Annotated in this window: 7 protein-coding genes; 6 read left to right on the forward strand and 1 reads right to left on the reverse strand. The window is 71.7% G+C overall.

Annotation, left to right across the window (positions count from 1 at the left end; translation table 11 throughout):
* Positions 1 to 59 precede the first annotated feature (59 nt).
* From ACZ7MY_RS16365 to ACZ7MY_RS16380, 4 genes are all read left to right on the forward strand, one after another.
* Positions 60 to 1,259 carry an MFS transporter gene (locus ACZ7MY_RS16365; RefSeq protein WP_499602753.1) on the forward strand — a complete coding sequence of 400 codons (1,200 nt, stop codon included), beginning with the start codon at positions 60 to 62 and terminating at the stop codon, positions 1,257 to 1,259.
* Positions 1,260 to 1,293: 34 nt separating this feature from the next.
* A complete protein-coding gene (locus ACZ7MY_RS16370) occupies positions 1,294 to 3,138 on the forward strand; it encodes an ABC transporter ATP-binding protein (RefSeq protein ID WP_499602380.1) in 1,845 nt (614 codons plus the stop codon).
* Complete coding sequence (locus tag ACZ7MY_RS16375) at positions 3,135 to 5,030, forward strand: ABC transporter ATP-binding protein (protein ID WP_499602381.1); 1,896 nt, start codon at positions 3,135 to 3,137, stop codon at positions 5,028 to 5,030. Before ACZ7MY_RS16370 ends, ACZ7MY_RS16375 begins: the two co-directional genes overlap by 4 nt.
* Before the next feature lie 886 nt (positions 5,031 to 5,916).
* Positions 5,917 to 8,292 carry a M4 family metallopeptidase gene (locus ACZ7MY_RS16380; protein WP_499602383.1) on the forward strand — a complete coding sequence of 792 codons (2,376 nt, stop codon included), beginning with the start codon at positions 5,917 to 5,919 and terminating at the stop codon, positions 8,290 to 8,292.
* An 89-nt stretch (positions 8,293 to 8,381) separates the two neighbouring features.
* Here the strand turns inward: ACZ7MY_RS16380 and glgP are convergent, their stop codons facing one another.
* Positions 8,382 to 11,018: an alpha-glucan family phosphorylase gene (glgP, locus tag ACZ7MY_RS16385; RefSeq protein WP_499602384.1), complete on the reverse strand. Its 2,637-nt coding sequence runs from the start codon at positions 11,016 to 11,018 to the stop codon at positions 8,382 to 8,384.
* 568 nt (positions 11,019 to 11,586) lie between these two features.
* On the opposite strand from glgP, the gene ACZ7MY_RS16390 reads away from it, so the two are divergent.
* Together ACZ7MY_RS16390 and treS are read left to right on the forward strand one after the other, a co-directional pair.
* Positions 11,587 to 13,584: an alpha-1,4-glucan--maltose-1-phosphate maltosyltransferase gene (locus ACZ7MY_RS16390; protein WP_499602387.1), complete on the forward strand. Its 1,998-nt coding sequence runs from the start codon at positions 11,587 to 11,589 to the stop codon at positions 13,582 to 13,584.
* Entirely contained in the window at positions 13,581 to 15,281 is a 1,701-nt protein-coding gene (treS, locus tag ACZ7MY_RS16395; protein WP_499602389.1) for a maltose alpha-D-glucosyltransferase, read from the forward strand. Before ACZ7MY_RS16390 ends, treS begins: the two co-directional genes overlap by 4 nt.
* The last annotated feature ends 222 nt before the right edge of the window (positions 15,282 to 15,503 follow it).

Genomic DNA, 15,503 nt, shown 5'->3' on the forward strand with positions numbered 1-15,503 from the left:
CTCCGCCCTCGCCGCCGTGCGCCTCCGGCCTCGACACGCCGGCCGTTCCCCGGGACCGCCTGTGGTCACGGGGGTTCAGTCTGTACTTCACCGCCCGCAGCGTCGCCATGCTCGGCGACTCGATGCTGCCCGTCGCGCTGTCGGCGGGACTGCTCCAGCACGGCTACGGCGCCGGCGACATCGGCTACGCCATGGCCTCCTTCACCGCCTGCTTCGCCGGGCTGGTCGTCCTCGGCGGGGTGTTCGCCGACCGGTTCAGCGCCCGCGGCCTGATGATCGGCGCGGACCTGGCGCGGGTCGGCACGCAGTCGCTGGCCGCCTGGCTCTTCTTCTCCGGCCACGTCGTGCTCTGGCAGATCTGCGTGATCGGCGCGGTCAACGGCGTGGCGGGCGCCATGTTCCAGCCAGGGGTGGCCAGCACGGTGCCCCAGGTGGCCCGGGACGTCCAGGAGGCGAACGGGGTGGTGCGCACCGCCGAGTCGCTGATGGCGCTCGCCGGCCCGGCGCTCGCCGGAGTGCTGGTGGCCTTCACCTCGGCGGGCGGGGTGTTCGCCGTTCACGCGGGCACCTACGCGGTGAGCGCCGTCTGCCTGCTGCTGCTCCGGCTGCCGGGGCGCACCGCCCGGGAGGCGCGGGAGGCCGCCGCGCGCAGCAGTTTCCGGGCCGACCTGGTGGAGGGGTGGCGGGAGTTCCGGGCCCGTACCTGGATGTGGTCGGTGATCGTCATCTGGATGGGCTTCATGATCCTCGTCATGGGCCCGGTGACCCCGCTGGCCGCCGGGGAGATCCTGCCGGAGCACGGCCCGAAGGCGTACGGCCTGGTCTCGTCCGCGCTGGGGGCGGGCACCGCGCTCGGCGGGCTGCTGGCGATACGGGTGCGGCCGGCCCGGCCGCTGCGGGGCGGGGCCGTGGCGCTGTTCGGGTTCGCGCTCTACCCGGCGGCGGTCGGCGCGGGGCTGCCGGTGCCGGCGGTCGCGGCGGCGGTGCTGGTCGCGGGGACGGCCTGGGCGTTCTGGAGTGTGATGTGGGCCACCAGCGTCCAGACCCAGGTGCCCGGCGAGATCCTCAACCGGATCCACGCCTACGAGGTCGCCGGATCGGTCGCCATGCTGCCCGTCGGACAGGCCCTCGCCGGGCCGGCGGCGGGCGTGTTCGGGGCGCGCCCGGTGCTGCTCGCCGGGGGTGCGGTGACCCTGCTGGTGTGCGTGGCGCTGCTCGCGGTGCCGGCCGTGCGCGACCTCGGCCGAAAATCCGGATGAGCGTTGTCGGCGGCGCCACGTAGTCTCTGAAACGATGCCTGAGTCGACCAACCAACCCGAGCCCGAACGTTCCCGATCCGCCGTGCGCTCGCTGCTGCGCCTGTGGCCGTACGTGAAGCCGGTCAGCCACCGGCTGTTCGGCTCCGCGGGCGTGGCCGTGGTCGCCTCCTGCCTGGCACTGCTGATCCCGCTGGTCCTGAAGTGGATCGTGGACGGCCCGGTCGCCCACCACGACCCGTCCGGGGTGTGGCTCGGCGGCGGGCTGGTGCTGCTGCTCGGTCTCCTGGAGGCCGGGCTCTTCGGCGTGCGGCGCTGGCTGGTGGCCCGGCCCATGGCCGGTCTCGAGGCGACGATGCGGGCCGACCTGTACCGGCGGCTGCAGCGGCTGCCGGTGTCCTTCCACGACCGCTGGGGATCGGGGCAGCTGCTCTCGCGCGCCACGAACGACCTGCAGATCCTGCGGATGTTCCTGACCTTCCCGATGGTCTTCCTCGTGGTCAACACCGCCACCATCGTGGCGGGCTTCGGCATCCTGTTCGTGCAGCGCTGGTCGCTGGGGCTGATCCTGCTGGTCCCGGTCGTGCCGCTGGTGATCCTCTGCTCGTACTTCGAGTCGCGCTACCAGCTCGCCTCCCGGGCAGCGCAGGACCAGGTCGGCGACCTGACCACGCTGGTCGAGGAGTCGGTGCTCGGCATCCGCATCATCAAGGCCTTCGGCCGCCACCGCAGCCAGGCCGAGGCCTTCCGCCGGCAGTCGCGCGAGCTGCGCGGCACCGAACTGCGCAAGGCCCGGCTGCTGGCCGACCTGTGGATGGTCATCGTCGGGCTGCCGGACGTCGCGCTCGGGGCGGCGCTGGTCCTCGGCGTGGTGCAGGTCTCCGACGGCGACCTGTCGGCGGGCACCCTGGTCGCCTTCCTCTCCACGGCGCTCGCGCTGCGCTGGCCGGTGGAGTCGCTGGGCTGGCTGCTGTCCTTCAGCAACGAGGCGGCCACCGCCGCCGACCGTGTCTTCGAGGTCCTGGACACCGAGGTCCCGCCGGAGACCGGCACGGGAACGGCGGCGGGAACGGACTCCGGCGAGGAGGGGCGGCCCGCCGACGGCATCCGGTTCGGCGCCGTCCGCTTCCGCTACCCCGACGCCCCCGAGGGCACCCCCGACCTGCTCACCGGGATCGACCTCCACATCCGCAGCGGCGAGACGGTGGCGCTGGTCGGCGCCACGGGCAGCGGCAAGACGAGCCTGACCTCGCTCATCCCACGGCTGTACGAGCCGACCGGCGGCCGCATCACGCTGGACGGCACCGACGCGGCGCTGCTGACCCGGGCGGCGCTGCGCTCCCTGGTCGCGACCGCCTTCGAGGAACCGACCCTGTTCTCCGCCACCGTCCGGGAGAACGTGCTGATGGGCGCGCCCGACGCCGACGAGACGGACCTGCTGCGGGCGCTGGAGATCGCCCAGTGCGACTTCGTCCACAAGCTGCCGCAGGGTGTGGACACCCAGGTCGGCGAGCAGGGCCTGAGCCTGTCCGGCGGTCAGCGGCAGCGGCTCGCGCTGGCCCGCGCGGTCGTCGGCCGCCCGCGCTTCCTGGTGCTGGACGACCCGCTGTCCGCCCTCGACGTGCACACCGAGGCCCTCGTCGAGGCGGCCCTGCGGCAGGTCCTGGCCACCACCACGGCGCTGGTGGTAGCCCACCGCCCGTCCACGGTGATGCTCGCCGACCGGGTGGCGCTGCTGTCGGAGGGCCGGATCACGGCGGTCGGCACCCACCAGGAGCTCCTGTCCTCCTCCGCGGCCTACCGCCGCCTGATGTCCGGCCGGGACGGGAGCACGCCCGCCGAGCCGGACCGCCCGCAATTCGAAGGGAGCAGCACCCGATGACCTCCGTCACGGAGTCGCAGCCTGCCGAGCAGGCGGCCGAGGAGGAACCGGCGGGGCACCCGGACACCGGGAAGGCTCAGGAGGGCCGGGACGGCCGGGCGGACGACCCCTTCGACCAGGACCGGCTGCCGGCGCCCGAGGGGGCGTCACGCGCCCTGCTGCGGGAACTGGTCGGACCGCACCGGCGGCGCGTGTGGCTGGCGGCCGTGCTCCTTCTGCTGCAGCAGGCGGCCGTGCAGGCGGGCCCGCTGATCGTGGCCGTGGCGATCGACCGGGCCATCCCGGCGCTGCGCCGCGACGACCACGGCCCGCTGATCGCGGTGGCGGTCGGCTACATCGGCTGCGCCGTCGTCGGCGGTCTGCTGCAGCGCTCGTTCATCCGGCAGGCCGGCCGGGTCTGCCAGGACGTGCTGGTCGACCTGCGCGGCCGGATCTTCCGGCACGCCCAGGCGCTCGGCCTGGACTTCCACGAGCGGTACACCTCGGGCCGGATCATCGCCCGCGCCACCTCCGACGTGGAGTCGATCCGGGAGCTGCTGACCGAGGGCCTCCAGGAGCTGCTGAACGTCGGGCTGTCGGTGCTGTACATCTCGGCCGTACTGCTGTGGCTGGACTGGGGGCTCGGCCTGTTCGCGCTCGCCACGGCCGTGCCGCTGGTGGTGACGGTGCGGATCTTCCGGCGCCGGTCGGCGAAGGTCTACACGCGCCGCTCCGCGGCGATCGCCGCCGTCATCGTGCGCTTCACCGAGACGATGAACGGCATCCGGCCCGTACAGGCCTTCCGCCGCGAGAAGGCCAACGACGAGGCGTTCGACGAGCTCAACGCCGCCCACCGGCAGGCCAACGGCGACGCGATCCTGGAGATGGGCCGCTTCACCGTCGGTTCCTGGCTGATCGCCAACACCTCGGTGGCGCTGGTGGTGCTGTGGGGCGCGTACCGCGTGGCCTCCGGCTCCCTCGCACTGGGTGTGCTGGCCGCCTTCGTGCTCTACCTGCGGCGGCTGTACGCGCCGATCGACCCGCTCGGCATGTTCCTCAACTCCTACCAGTCGGCGGCCGCCTCGCTGGAGAAGATCGCCGGTCTGCTGGCCCAGCGGCCGTCGGTGCCCGAGCCGGAGACGCCGCGGGCGCTGCCGGCCACGGAGAAGGACATCCCGGGCCGCGAGGTCGTCTTCGAGGGGGTCCGCTTCGCCTACCGCACGGGCGGCGAGGTGCTGCCCCGCTTCGACCTGCGGCTGCCCGCCGGGCAGACGGTCGCGGTGGTCGGCGCCACCGGCGCGGGCAAGTCGACGCTGGCCAAGCTGCTGGCGCGGTTCTACGACCCGACCGACGGCCGGGTCACCCTGGACGGGGTGGACCTGCGCGACCTGGCCCTGCCCGAACTGCGCCGAGGGGTGGTCATGGTGACCCAGGAGGCGTTCCTCTTCTCGGGCACCGTCGCCGAGAACATCTCCATCGGCCGCCCGGAGGCCACCCGCGAGGAGATCGAGGCGGCCGCGAGGGCCATCGGCGCCCATGACTTCATCGCGGCGCTGCCCGAGGGCTACGACACCGACGTACGCAAGCGGGGCGGCCGCATCTCCGCGGGCCAGCGCCAGTTGGTGGCCTTCGCCCGGGCGCTGCTCGCCGACCCCGCGGTGCTCATCCTGGACGAGGCGACCTCCTCCCTGGACGTACCGGGCGAGCGCGCGGTGCAGCAGGCGATGCGCGAGGTGCTGCGCGGCCGCACGGCCGTGATCATCGCGCACCGGCTGTCGACGGTGGAGATCGCGGACCGGGTCCTGGTGATGGACCAGGGCCGCATCGTGGAGGACGGCACCCCGGACGAACTCGTCTCGGGCGCGGGCCGCTTCGCCGATCTGCACCAGGCCTGGCGCGACAGCCTCGTGTAGGGCCGGGGCCGGGCCGGGGCCGGTGGGTGCCGGGCCGGTTGTTCGGCTTTCGCGTCGTCTCGCGCCCTTCGGGCGCACAGCGGCGGGCTGCGGACGGGAGGGTGGGGGCCTGCCTTGTGTGCAGCGTGCGGCCCGGTGGTCGGCTGGGGTTCAGGCGCCGGAGCGGGTTGCCTCTCCCTCGGCGGAGGTCTCGTTGCCGTCCGCGGGTGCAGATGACCGGTGACCACGCCCACTGTTCGTAGCTGGCGCGCCCGCCGTAACCGGCGCCTGCGGGTGCTTCCCCGATCCGACATCGGGCCCTCTTCCGACGGCTATACCGCTGAAAGCGAGCCCGATCTCCCGCCGACCGCCCTGCAGCACCCCGAAATACCCGCGGACGCAGGTAACGGCGGGCGCGCCCACCACCGGCAGTAGGCGTGGAAGCGGCCATCCATACCCGCGGACGGCAACGAGACCCCAGGCCAACGGAAAGGCAACCCGCTCCGGCGCCTGAACCCGCACCCCCACCCACCCGCAGCCCGCCGCAGTGCGCCCGAAGGGCGCGAGACGACGCGACACCCGAACAACCCACCGGCGCCACCCCCACCCGCCTCGGCCGCGCCTCCGGAGCGGCACTTCGCCCCGCGCTGTCCGGTATGCGAACCCGCCGTTCCCCTCAAAGGACGAATTCGGCCAACTTCTCGTCACGTACATGACACGACGCCATGAACAGTGGCACTCTTCCCCCGGTCGGCCGTCAGTACGCCCACACACCGCACCACCTCGTGCTGACGCACCGGCCGAACTCCGCACGTCCCACCCGCACGGCTAGTTCCGCCCGGGCAGCACACCCCGTCTGCCCGGCTGTCCCCGGCCGCCAACCGCGGCCGACGCAGTAGGAGTCCGAGTGAGACGATCCCCCCGCAAGGCAGTCGCGGCCGCCAGTGTGGTCGCCACCGCCGCGTTCATCGCCGTCGGCATACCGGCCACGTCCGCGACGGCGAACGCCGCCCCCCACACGAGCCAGCTCCGCACCGGAGCCCTCGAGGCGAAGCTCACCCCCGCCCAGCGCACCGCGCTGATCAAGAGCGCCGGCGAAAGGACGGCCGTCACGGCCGAGTCCCTGGGTCTGGGCAGCAAGGAGAAGCTGGTCGTCAAGGACGTCGTCAAGGACACCGACGGCACGCTGCACACCCGCTACGAGCGCACCTACGCCGGCCTCCCGGTGCTGGGCGGCGACCTCGTGGTGCACATGCCCGCCAAGGGCGCCGGCACGGTCGGCACGACGTTCAACACCGACCGGAGGATCACGGTCCCCTCGACGACGCCGAAGGTCGCCAAGTCCGCAGCGACCACCGCCGCGCTGAAGGCCGCCAAGTCGCTGAAGGCCGAGGCACCCGCCACGGACGGCGCCCGCAAGGTCGTCTGGGCCGGGCAGGGCACGCCGAAGCTGGCCTGGGAGAGCGTCGTCAGCGGTCTGCAGGACGACGGCACGCCGAGCCGGCTGCACGTCGTCACCGACGCCGTGACCGGCAAGGAGCTGTACCGGTTCCAGGACATCAAGACCGGCACCGGCAACACCCAGTACAGCGGCCAGGTGACGCTGTCCACGACGCTGTCCGGCTCGACGTACCAGCTGTACGACACGACCCGCGGCGGCCACAAGACGTACAACCTCAACCGCGGCACCTCCGGCACCGGCACGCTGTTCACCGACGCCGACGACGTGTGGGGCGACGGCACGGGCTCCAACACCCAGACCGCCGGCGCCGACGCCGCCTACGGCGCCCAGACCACCTGGGACTTCTACAAGAGCACCTTCGGCCGCAGCGGCATCCGCAACGACGGTGTCGCCGCGTACTCGCGGGTCCACTACAGCAGCGGCTACGTCAACGCCTTCTGGGACGACAGCTGCTTCTGCATGACCTACGGCGACGGATCGGGCAACACCCACGCGCTGACCTCGCTGGACGTCGCGGGCCACGAGATGAGCCACGGCGTCACCTCGGCCACCGCGAACCTCAACTACTCCGGGGAGTCGGGCGGCCTGAACGAGGCGACGTCCGACATCTTCGGCACCGGCGTCGAGTTCTACGCCAACAACAGCAACGACATCGGTGACTACCTCATCGGTGAAGAGATCAACATCAACGGCAACGGCACCCCGCTGCGCTACCAGGACAAGCCGTCCCGCGACGGCACCTCGCCGGACAACTGGTACTCCGGCATCGGCAACCTGGACGTCCACTACTCCTCGGGCCCGGCGAACCACATGTTCTACCTGCTCTCCGAGGGCAGCGGCGCCAAGGTCATCAACGGGGTCAGCTACAACAGCCCGACCGCCGACGGCATCGCCGTCGCCGGCATCGGCCGCGCCGCCGCGCTGCAGATCTGGTACAAGGCGCTGACCTCGTACATGACGAGCAGCACCAACTACGCGGGCGCCCGCACCGCCGCCCTGAACGCCGCCCAGGCGCTGTACGGCGCCGGCTCCGCCCAGTACGCGGGCGTGCAGAACGCCTTCGCAGGCATCGGCGTCGGCAGCCACGCGCCCGTGTCGGGCGTGACGGTCACCAACCCGGGCAACCAGAGCAGCACGGTGGGCACCGCGGTCAGCCTGCAGGTCCAGGCGAGCAGCACCAACAGCGGCGCGCTGAGCTACGCGGCGAGCGGTCTGCCGGCCGGCCTGTCGATCAACGGCTCCACGGGCCTGATCTCCGGCACCCCGACCGCCGCGGGCACGTACAACACCACGGTCACGGTGACCGACTCCGCGGCCAAGACCGGCACCGCCTCGTTCACGTGGACCGTCACCACGCCCGGCAGCTGCGCCTCGGCGCAACTGCTCGGCAACCCGGGCTTCGAGTCGGGCAGCGCCTCCTGGACGGCGAGCAGCGGTGTGATCACCAATGACAGCGGCCAGGCCGCCCACGGCGGTTCGTACAAGGCGTGGCTGGACGGCTACGGCTCGACCCACACCGACACGCTCACCCAGTCGGTGACCATCCCGGCGGGCTGCAAGGCGACCTTCACCTTCTGGCTGCACATCGACTCCGCCGAGACGACCACCAGCACCCAGTACGACAAGCTGACGGTCACCGCCGGGTCGACCACCCTGGCCACCTACTCCAACCTCAACAAGGCCTCGGGCTACACCCAGAAGTCCTTCAGCCTGAACGGCTTCGCCGGCTCCACCGTCACCCTGAAGTTCACCGGCACCGAGGACTCCTCGCTGCAGACGAGCTTCGTGGTCGACGACACCGCGGTGAACACCAGCAGCTGATCCCCGTCGGCTGACCGCACACACCGGGCCCCGGCCGTCGACAGCGACGGCCGGGGCCCGGTCCGGTCCGGTTCCCGCGGGCGTACGGTTCAGCGCAGCACGCCGGCCGTCATCCCCGCCGCCTCGGGCGGTACGGCGATCAGCCCGAGTTCGGCGACCGAGGCGAGCAACCGGTGCATCGGCAGGACGCGGACGGTGTAGCCGAAGGGGCCGGTCCGGTCGAGCGCGAGCGGGCCCTCGTAGAGCCAGCGGCCCTCCAGGTCCGGCCGGCCGCCCGGCTTGAGGGAGACCACCGTCGGGTCGGCGATGCGGTCGGACTCGTCGACGCGCCCGGACACCACCTGGACGTCCACGTCCCCGGGCTCCAGGCCGCCGAGGGCCACCTGGACCCGCAGGGTGAGCGTGGTGCCGAGCTCGGGCGAGCCGCCGACCGAGGCACCGGTCTCCACGTGGTCGACGCCGACCAGGGGCCACTGCTCGCGCACCCGCCGCTTCCACGCGGCGAGTTCGACGCACTCCCCGCCGCCCGCCAGGCGGTGGGCGCGCGCGGCGGGTGCGTACAGCCGGGTCACGTACTCGCGGACCATGCGCCCGGCGAGCACCTTCGGCCCCAGGGTGCTCAGGGTGTGCCGGACCATCTCGATCCAGCGGACCGGCAGGCCGTGCGCGCCGCGGTCGTAGAAGCGGGGCGCGACCTGGTTCTCGATCAGGTCGTAGAGGGCGGCGGCCTCGATGTCGTCGCGGCGGTCGGGGTCACCGGCCGCGCCGAACCCGTCGGCGGTGGGGATCGCCCACCCGTTGTTGCCGTCGAACCACTCCTCCCACCAGCCGTCCAGGACGGACAGGTTGAGGCAGCCGTTGAGCGCGGCCTTCATCCCCGAGGTGCCGCAGGCCTCCAGCGGCCGCAGCGGGTTGTTCAGCCAGACGTCGCACCCGGGGTAGAGGTGCTGCGCCATGGCCATGTCGTAGTCCGGGAGGAAGACGATGCGGTGCCGCACCCGGGGGTCGTCGGCGAACCGCACCAGCTCCTGCACCAGCCGCTTGCCGCTGTCGTCGGCCGGGTGCGCCTTGCCGGCGACGACGATCTGGATCGGCCGGGACGGGTGCAGCAGCAGCTCCATCAGCCGGTCCTGGTCGCGCAGCATCAGGGTGAGCCGCTTGTACGACGGCACGCGGCGCGCGAAGCCGATGGTGAGCACGTCCGGGTCGAGGACGTCGTCGACCCAGCCCAGCTCGGCGGAACCGGCCCCGCGCTGCCGCCAGGAGGCGCGCACCCGGCGGCGCACCTCCCGCACCAGTTGTTCGCGCAGGTCCCGGCGGAGCTCCCAGATCGCGGCGTCCGGGATCCGGAAGACGCTCTCCCAGGTGTCGGCGAGGCCGGTGGTCATCGCGTCCTCGGCGTTCTGGGCACCGGCCTGGCGGGCGCCGAGCCGGAACACCTCGGGCGCCACCCAGGTGGGTGCGTGCACCCCGTTGGTGATGGAGGTGATCGGCACCTCCTCCGGGTCGAAGCCCGGCCACAGCCCGGCGAACATCTCGCGGCTGACCCCGCCGTGCAGGGTGGACACGCCGTTGGCGCGCTGCGCGAGCCGCAGCCCCATCACCGCCATGTTGAAGACGTTGGGGTCGCCGCCGGGGTAGGTCTCCATCCCCAGCTCCAGCACCCGCTGGACGTCCACGCCGCGCAGCTCGCCCTCGTCGCCGAGGTGCCGGGCGACCAGCTCGCGGTCGAAGCGGTCGATGCCGGCCGGCACGGGGGTGTGGGTGGTGAAGACCGTCCCGGCCCGCACGGCCTCCAGGGCGGAGTCGAAATCCAGCCCTTCTCCCTCGGCGGCGAGCTCGCGGATGCGTTCCAGGCCCAGGAAGCCCGCGTGCCCCTCGTTGGTGTGGAAGACCTCGGGCTCCGGGTGCCCGGTCAGCGCGCAGTAGGTGCGTACGGCGCGGACGCCGCCGATGCCGAGCAGCATCTCCTGGAGCAGCCGGTGCTCGCTGCCGCCGCCGTAGAGGCGGTCGGTGACGTCCCGTTCGTTGGGGTGGTTCTCCTCGACGTCGGAGTCGAGCAGCAGCAGCGGGACCCGGCCGACCCTGGCCAGCCACACGTGGGCGCGCAGGCCGCGGCCGCCGGGGAGGTCCAGGGTGATCAGGACGGGACCGCCGTCCTCGTCGCGCAGCAGCGACAGCGGCAGTTCGTTGGGGTCGAGCACCGGGTAGTGCTCCTGCTGCCAGCCGTCCCGGGACAGGGACTGGCGGAAGTAGCCGTGCCGGTAGAGCAGGCCGACCCCGATCAGCGGCACGCCCAGGTCGCTGGCCGCCTTGAGGTGGTCGCCGGCCAGGATGCCGAGGCCCCCGGAGTACTGCGGCAGCGCGGCGGTGATGCCGAACTCAGGGGAGAAGTACGCCACGGCGGCCGGTAGTTCCCCGGCCTCGGCCGCGCCCTGGTACCAGCGCGGGTTGCCGAGGTAGTCGTGGAGGTCCTCGACGGCGGTTCCGAGCCGGCGGAGGAACCTGCGGTCCTTGGCGAGGGCGTTCAGCCGGTCCTTCGAGACGGCGCCGAGCAGCCGCACCGGGTCGCCGGCCGCCGCTCTCCAGCCCTCGGGGTCGACGGACCGGAACAGCTCCCGGGTCTCGTTGTGCCAGGACCAGCGCAGATTCTGCGCGAGCTCCCCCAGGGGACGTAGTGGTTCGGGCAGGACGGTTCGCACGGTGAATCGACGAATAGCCTTCACATCTCCGACGGTAGCGGCATCTTTCGGTGCGGTGGTGACAACCAGGGACCCAACATCCCGAAGCCGGGCGGCGCCGCGCGGCACCCGTGCCCTGGCGTACCGGCACGTCCCGGGCACCCCGGGGGCCCCGCGCGCGGTCCCGTCGACGCCTCGTCAGCGTGTCGGGCGGCGGCTACGACCGGCGCTGCAGGGCCGTCGGCCGGAGCGCACCGCGGGGGCTACGACGGACGGCCGGGACGGGGCCACGGAGGGCGGCCCGGCGCCCCGGCGGGGGGCGCGCGCCGGCCCGCCGGAGGGTGGCCGGTTGTCTGCGTCCGGGCGCCGCCGGGGCCCCCCGGAGCGCAACTTACGCGCCAGTACCCCTTCCCCGGGAGTATTCGACCGTCATCCAATGGGCAGGCTCACCCTTGCGCGACGCGGCGCCGAACCCTCCCCCACCACAACTCGTATCCGCCCACCCGAGTGAACGCGGACAGGAGCGGTCATGCCCACAGGCAGGCATCCGAAGGAGCAGATAAAAAGAGCGGAAGGTACCCGTCCGGCCACCCGCACAAACTGGTGAGGCGCAATGATCGGTCGTATCCCCGTACTGGACGTCCGCCCGCTGGTCGACTGCGGCCGCCGCCCCGCCAAAGCCGTGGTCGGCGAGACCTTCCAGGTCACCGCCACGGTGTTCCGTGAGGGACACGACGCGGTGGCGGCGAACGTGGTCCTGCGCAACCCCGCCGGACGTTCCGGGCCACGGATCCCCATGCGCGAACTCGCCCCCGGCACCGACCGGTGGGGCGCCGAGGTGACGCCCACCGCGGAGGGCCGCTGGACGTACACGGTGGAGGCCTGGAGCGATCCGGTGGCCACCTGGCGGCACCACGCGGGCATCAAGGTCCCGGCGGGCATCGACACCGAACTGGTCCTCGCGGAGGGGGCCGAACTGCACGAGCGCGCGGCGGCCGGGGTACCCAAGAAGGACGGCCGCGCCGTGGTGCTGGCCGCGGTCGACGCCCTGCGCGACACCTCCCGCACCCCCGCCGACCGGCACTCCGCCGCGCTCACGCCCGACGTGCTGGAGGTCCTCGGCCGGCACCCGCTGCGCGACCTGGTGAGCGCCTCCCGTCCGGCGGCCCTCCAGGTGGAGCGGCAGCGGGCGCTGTTCGGGTCCTGGTACGAGATGTTCCCCCGGTCCGAGGGCGCCGTGGTGGACCCCACGGGCCGGCGACCACCGAGGTCCGGCACCTTCCGCACGGCCGCCGAGCGACTGCCGGCGATCGCCGCGATGGGCTTCGACGTGGTCTACCTGCCGCCCGTCCACCCGATCGGCTCAGCGTTCCGCAAGGGACCGGACAACACGCTCGACGCCGGCCCCCACGACGTGGGCTCGCCCTGGGCGATCGGCTCCGCGGAGGGCGGTCACGACGCCGTCCACCCGGACCTCGGGACGATCGAGGACTTCGACTTCTTCGTGGAGCGGGCACGCGAGCTGCGGCTGGAGATCGCCCTGGACTTCGCGCTGCAGTGCTCGCCCGACCACCCGTGGGTCGGCAAGCACCCCGAGTGGTTCACCACCCGGGTGGACGGCTCGATCGCGTACGCCGAGAACCCGCCGAAGAAGTACCAGGACATCTACCCGATCGCCTTCGACGCCGACTTCGCCGGCATCGTCCAGGAGACCGAGCGGGTGCTGCGGCACTGGATGGACCACGGGGTGCGGATCTTCCGGGTTGACAACCCGCACACCAAACCGGTGGTCTTCTGGGAGAAGGTCATCGCCGCGGTCAACCGCACCGACCCCGACGTCATCTTCCTGGCGGAGGCGTTCACCCGTCCGGCCATGATGCACACGCTGGCCCAGATCGGCTTCCAGCAGTCGTACACGTACTTCACCTGGCGCAACGGCAAGCAGGAGCTGACGGAGTACCTGACGGAGCTGTCAGGCGAGGCCGCGAGCTACATGCGGCCCAACTTCTTCGTCAACACCCCGGACATCCTGCACGCCTACCTGCAGCACGGCGGCCGCCCGGCGTTCGAGGCGCGTGCGGTCCTGGCGGCGACCCTTTCCCCCACCTGGGGGGTGTACGCCGGATATGAGCTCTGTGAGAACGCGCCGGTGCGCGAGGGAAGCGAAGAGTACCTACACTCGGAGAAGTACGAGCTCAAGCCCCGCGACTGGGCGGCAGCCGAGGCCGACGGCCGTTCGCTGGCTCCGCTGCTCACGACGCTGAACCGGCTGCGACGCCGCCACCCCGCGCTCCAGCAGCTACGCGACCTGCGCTTCCACCCCGTGAACAACGACGCGGTGCTGGCGTACTCCAAGCGCTCGGGCGACGGCAGCGATGTCGTACTGGTGGTCGTCAACCTGGACCCGCACCACACCCAGGAGGCGACCGTCTCGTTGAACATGCCGGAACTCGGCCTCGCATGGCACGAGTCCATCCCGGTGCGCGACGAGCTCACCGGCGAGACCTACCACTGGGGCAGGGACAACTATGTGCGCCTCGAGCCGGGCCGCGCGCCCGCGCACATCCTCACCCTGCGACCTACTCCATCGACAGGAGGGTCACCCACTTGATCGTCAACGAACCCGTACCTGACACGTTCGAAGACACCCCGGCCAAGGACCGGGACCCCGACTGGTTCAAGCGGGCCGTCTTCTACGAAGTGCTCGTACGGTCCTTCCAGGACAGCAACGGCGACGGCATCGGCGACCTCAAGGGACTCACCGCCAAACTGGACTATCTGCAGTGGCTGGGCGTCGACTGCCTGTGGCTGCCGCCGTTCTTCGCCTCGCCGCTGCGGGACGGGGGCTACGACGTCGCCGACTACACGGCCGTACTGCCGGAGTTCGGCGACCTGGCCGACTTCGTGGAATTCGTGGACGCCTCCCACCAACGCGGGATGCGGGTGATCATCGACTTCGTCGTCAACCACACCAGCGACCAGCACGAATGGTTCCAGCAGTCCCGCACGGACCCGGACGGCCCCTACGGCGACTACTACGTCTGGGCGGACGACGACAAGCAGTACCAGGACGCCCGGATCATCTTCGTCGACACCGAGAGCTCCAACTGGACGTTCGACCCGGTGCGCAAGCAGTACTACTGGCACCGCTTCTTCTCGCACCAGCCGGACCTCAACTACGAGAACCCCAAGGTCCAGGAGGAGATCCTGGCCGCCCTGCGGTTCTGGCTGGACCTCGGCATCGACGGCTTCCGGCTGGACGCGGTGCCGTACCTGTACCAGGAGGAAGGCACCAACTGCGAGAACCTGCCGCGCACCCACGACTTCCTGAAGATGGTGCGCGAGGAGATCGACGCCCACTACCCGGACACGGTCCTGCTCGCCGAGGCCAACCAGTGGCCGGAGGACGTGGTCGACTACTTCGGCGACTACGCCAAGGGCGGCGACGAGTGCCACATGGCCTTCCACTTCCCGGTCATGCCGCGCATCTTCATGGCGGTGCGCCGGGAGTCGCGCTACCCGGTCTCGGAGATCCTGGCCAAGACCCCGGCCATCCCGGGCAACTGCCAGTGGGGCATCTTCCTGCGCAACCACGACGAGCTGACGCTCGAGATGGTGACGGACGAAGAGCGCGACTACATGTACGCGGAGTACGCCAAGGACCCGCGGATGCGGGCCAACATCGGCATCCGCCGCCGGCTCTCCCCGCTGCTGGACAACGACCGCAACCAGATCGAGCTGTTCACCGCCCTGCTGCTCTCCTTGCCGGGCTCGCCGATCCTCTACTACGGGGACGAGATCGGCATGGGCGACAACATCTGGCTCGGTGACCGCGACGCGGTGCGCACGCCCATGCAGTGGACCCCGGACCGCAACGCGGGTTTCTCCTCCTGCGACCCGGGCCGGCTCTACCTGCCGACCATCATGGACCCGGTCTACGGCTACCAAGTCACCAACGTCGAGGCGCAGATGAGCTCCCCGAGCTCCCTGCTGCACTGGACCCGCCGGATGGTCGAGATCCGCAAGCAGAACCCGGCCTTCGGCCTCGGCTCGTACACCGAGCTGCCCTCCACCAACCCGGCCGTCCTGGCCTTCCTGCGCGAGTACAAGGACGACCTCGTCCTGTGCGTCAACAACTTCTCGCGCTTCGCCCAGCCCACCGAGCTCGACCTGCGGGCCTTCACCGGCCGGCACCCCGTCGAGCTGATCGGCGGGGTGCGTTTCCCGGCCGTCGGCGAATGGCCCTACCTGCTCACCCTCGCCGGTCACGGCTTCTACTGGTTCCGGCTGCGCCGCGAAACGGTGTAGGCGGACCCGCCGGGTGACGGCGACCCGGCGGCCCGGCACGGTTTCGTGCCGGGCCGCGGGGGCAGGCTCCCCCTGCCGGATCCAGCGTCATATCGGATGCTGTACGGGCCCTTGTCCCTCGTACGCCAAGTACGCCAATTGCTCCACCGGCTCGGATGATATTCGTCCGACACGTCCCACTCGTCGGACCATCGCCGCAGCGCCCCCCTTCACTTAGGGAAC

This window comes from Streptomyces sp. NPDC111520 (assembly GCF_055635295.1).

What these genes read in the sequence shown, in the direction of transcription:
- ACZ7MY_RS16370 (WP_499602380.1), top strand. Translation starts at nt 1,294, where the DNA reads ATGCCTGAGTCGACCAACCAACCCGAGCCCGAACGTTCCCGATCCGCC.
- ACZ7MY_RS16375 (WP_499602381.1), top strand. Translation starts at nt 3,135, where the DNA reads ATGACCTCCGTCACGGAGTCGCAGCCTGCCGAGCAGGCGGCCGAGGAG.
- ACZ7MY_RS16390 (WP_499602387.1), top strand. Translation starts at nt 11,587, where the DNA reads ATGATCGGTCGTATCCCCGTACTGGACGTCCGCCCGCTGGTCGACTGC.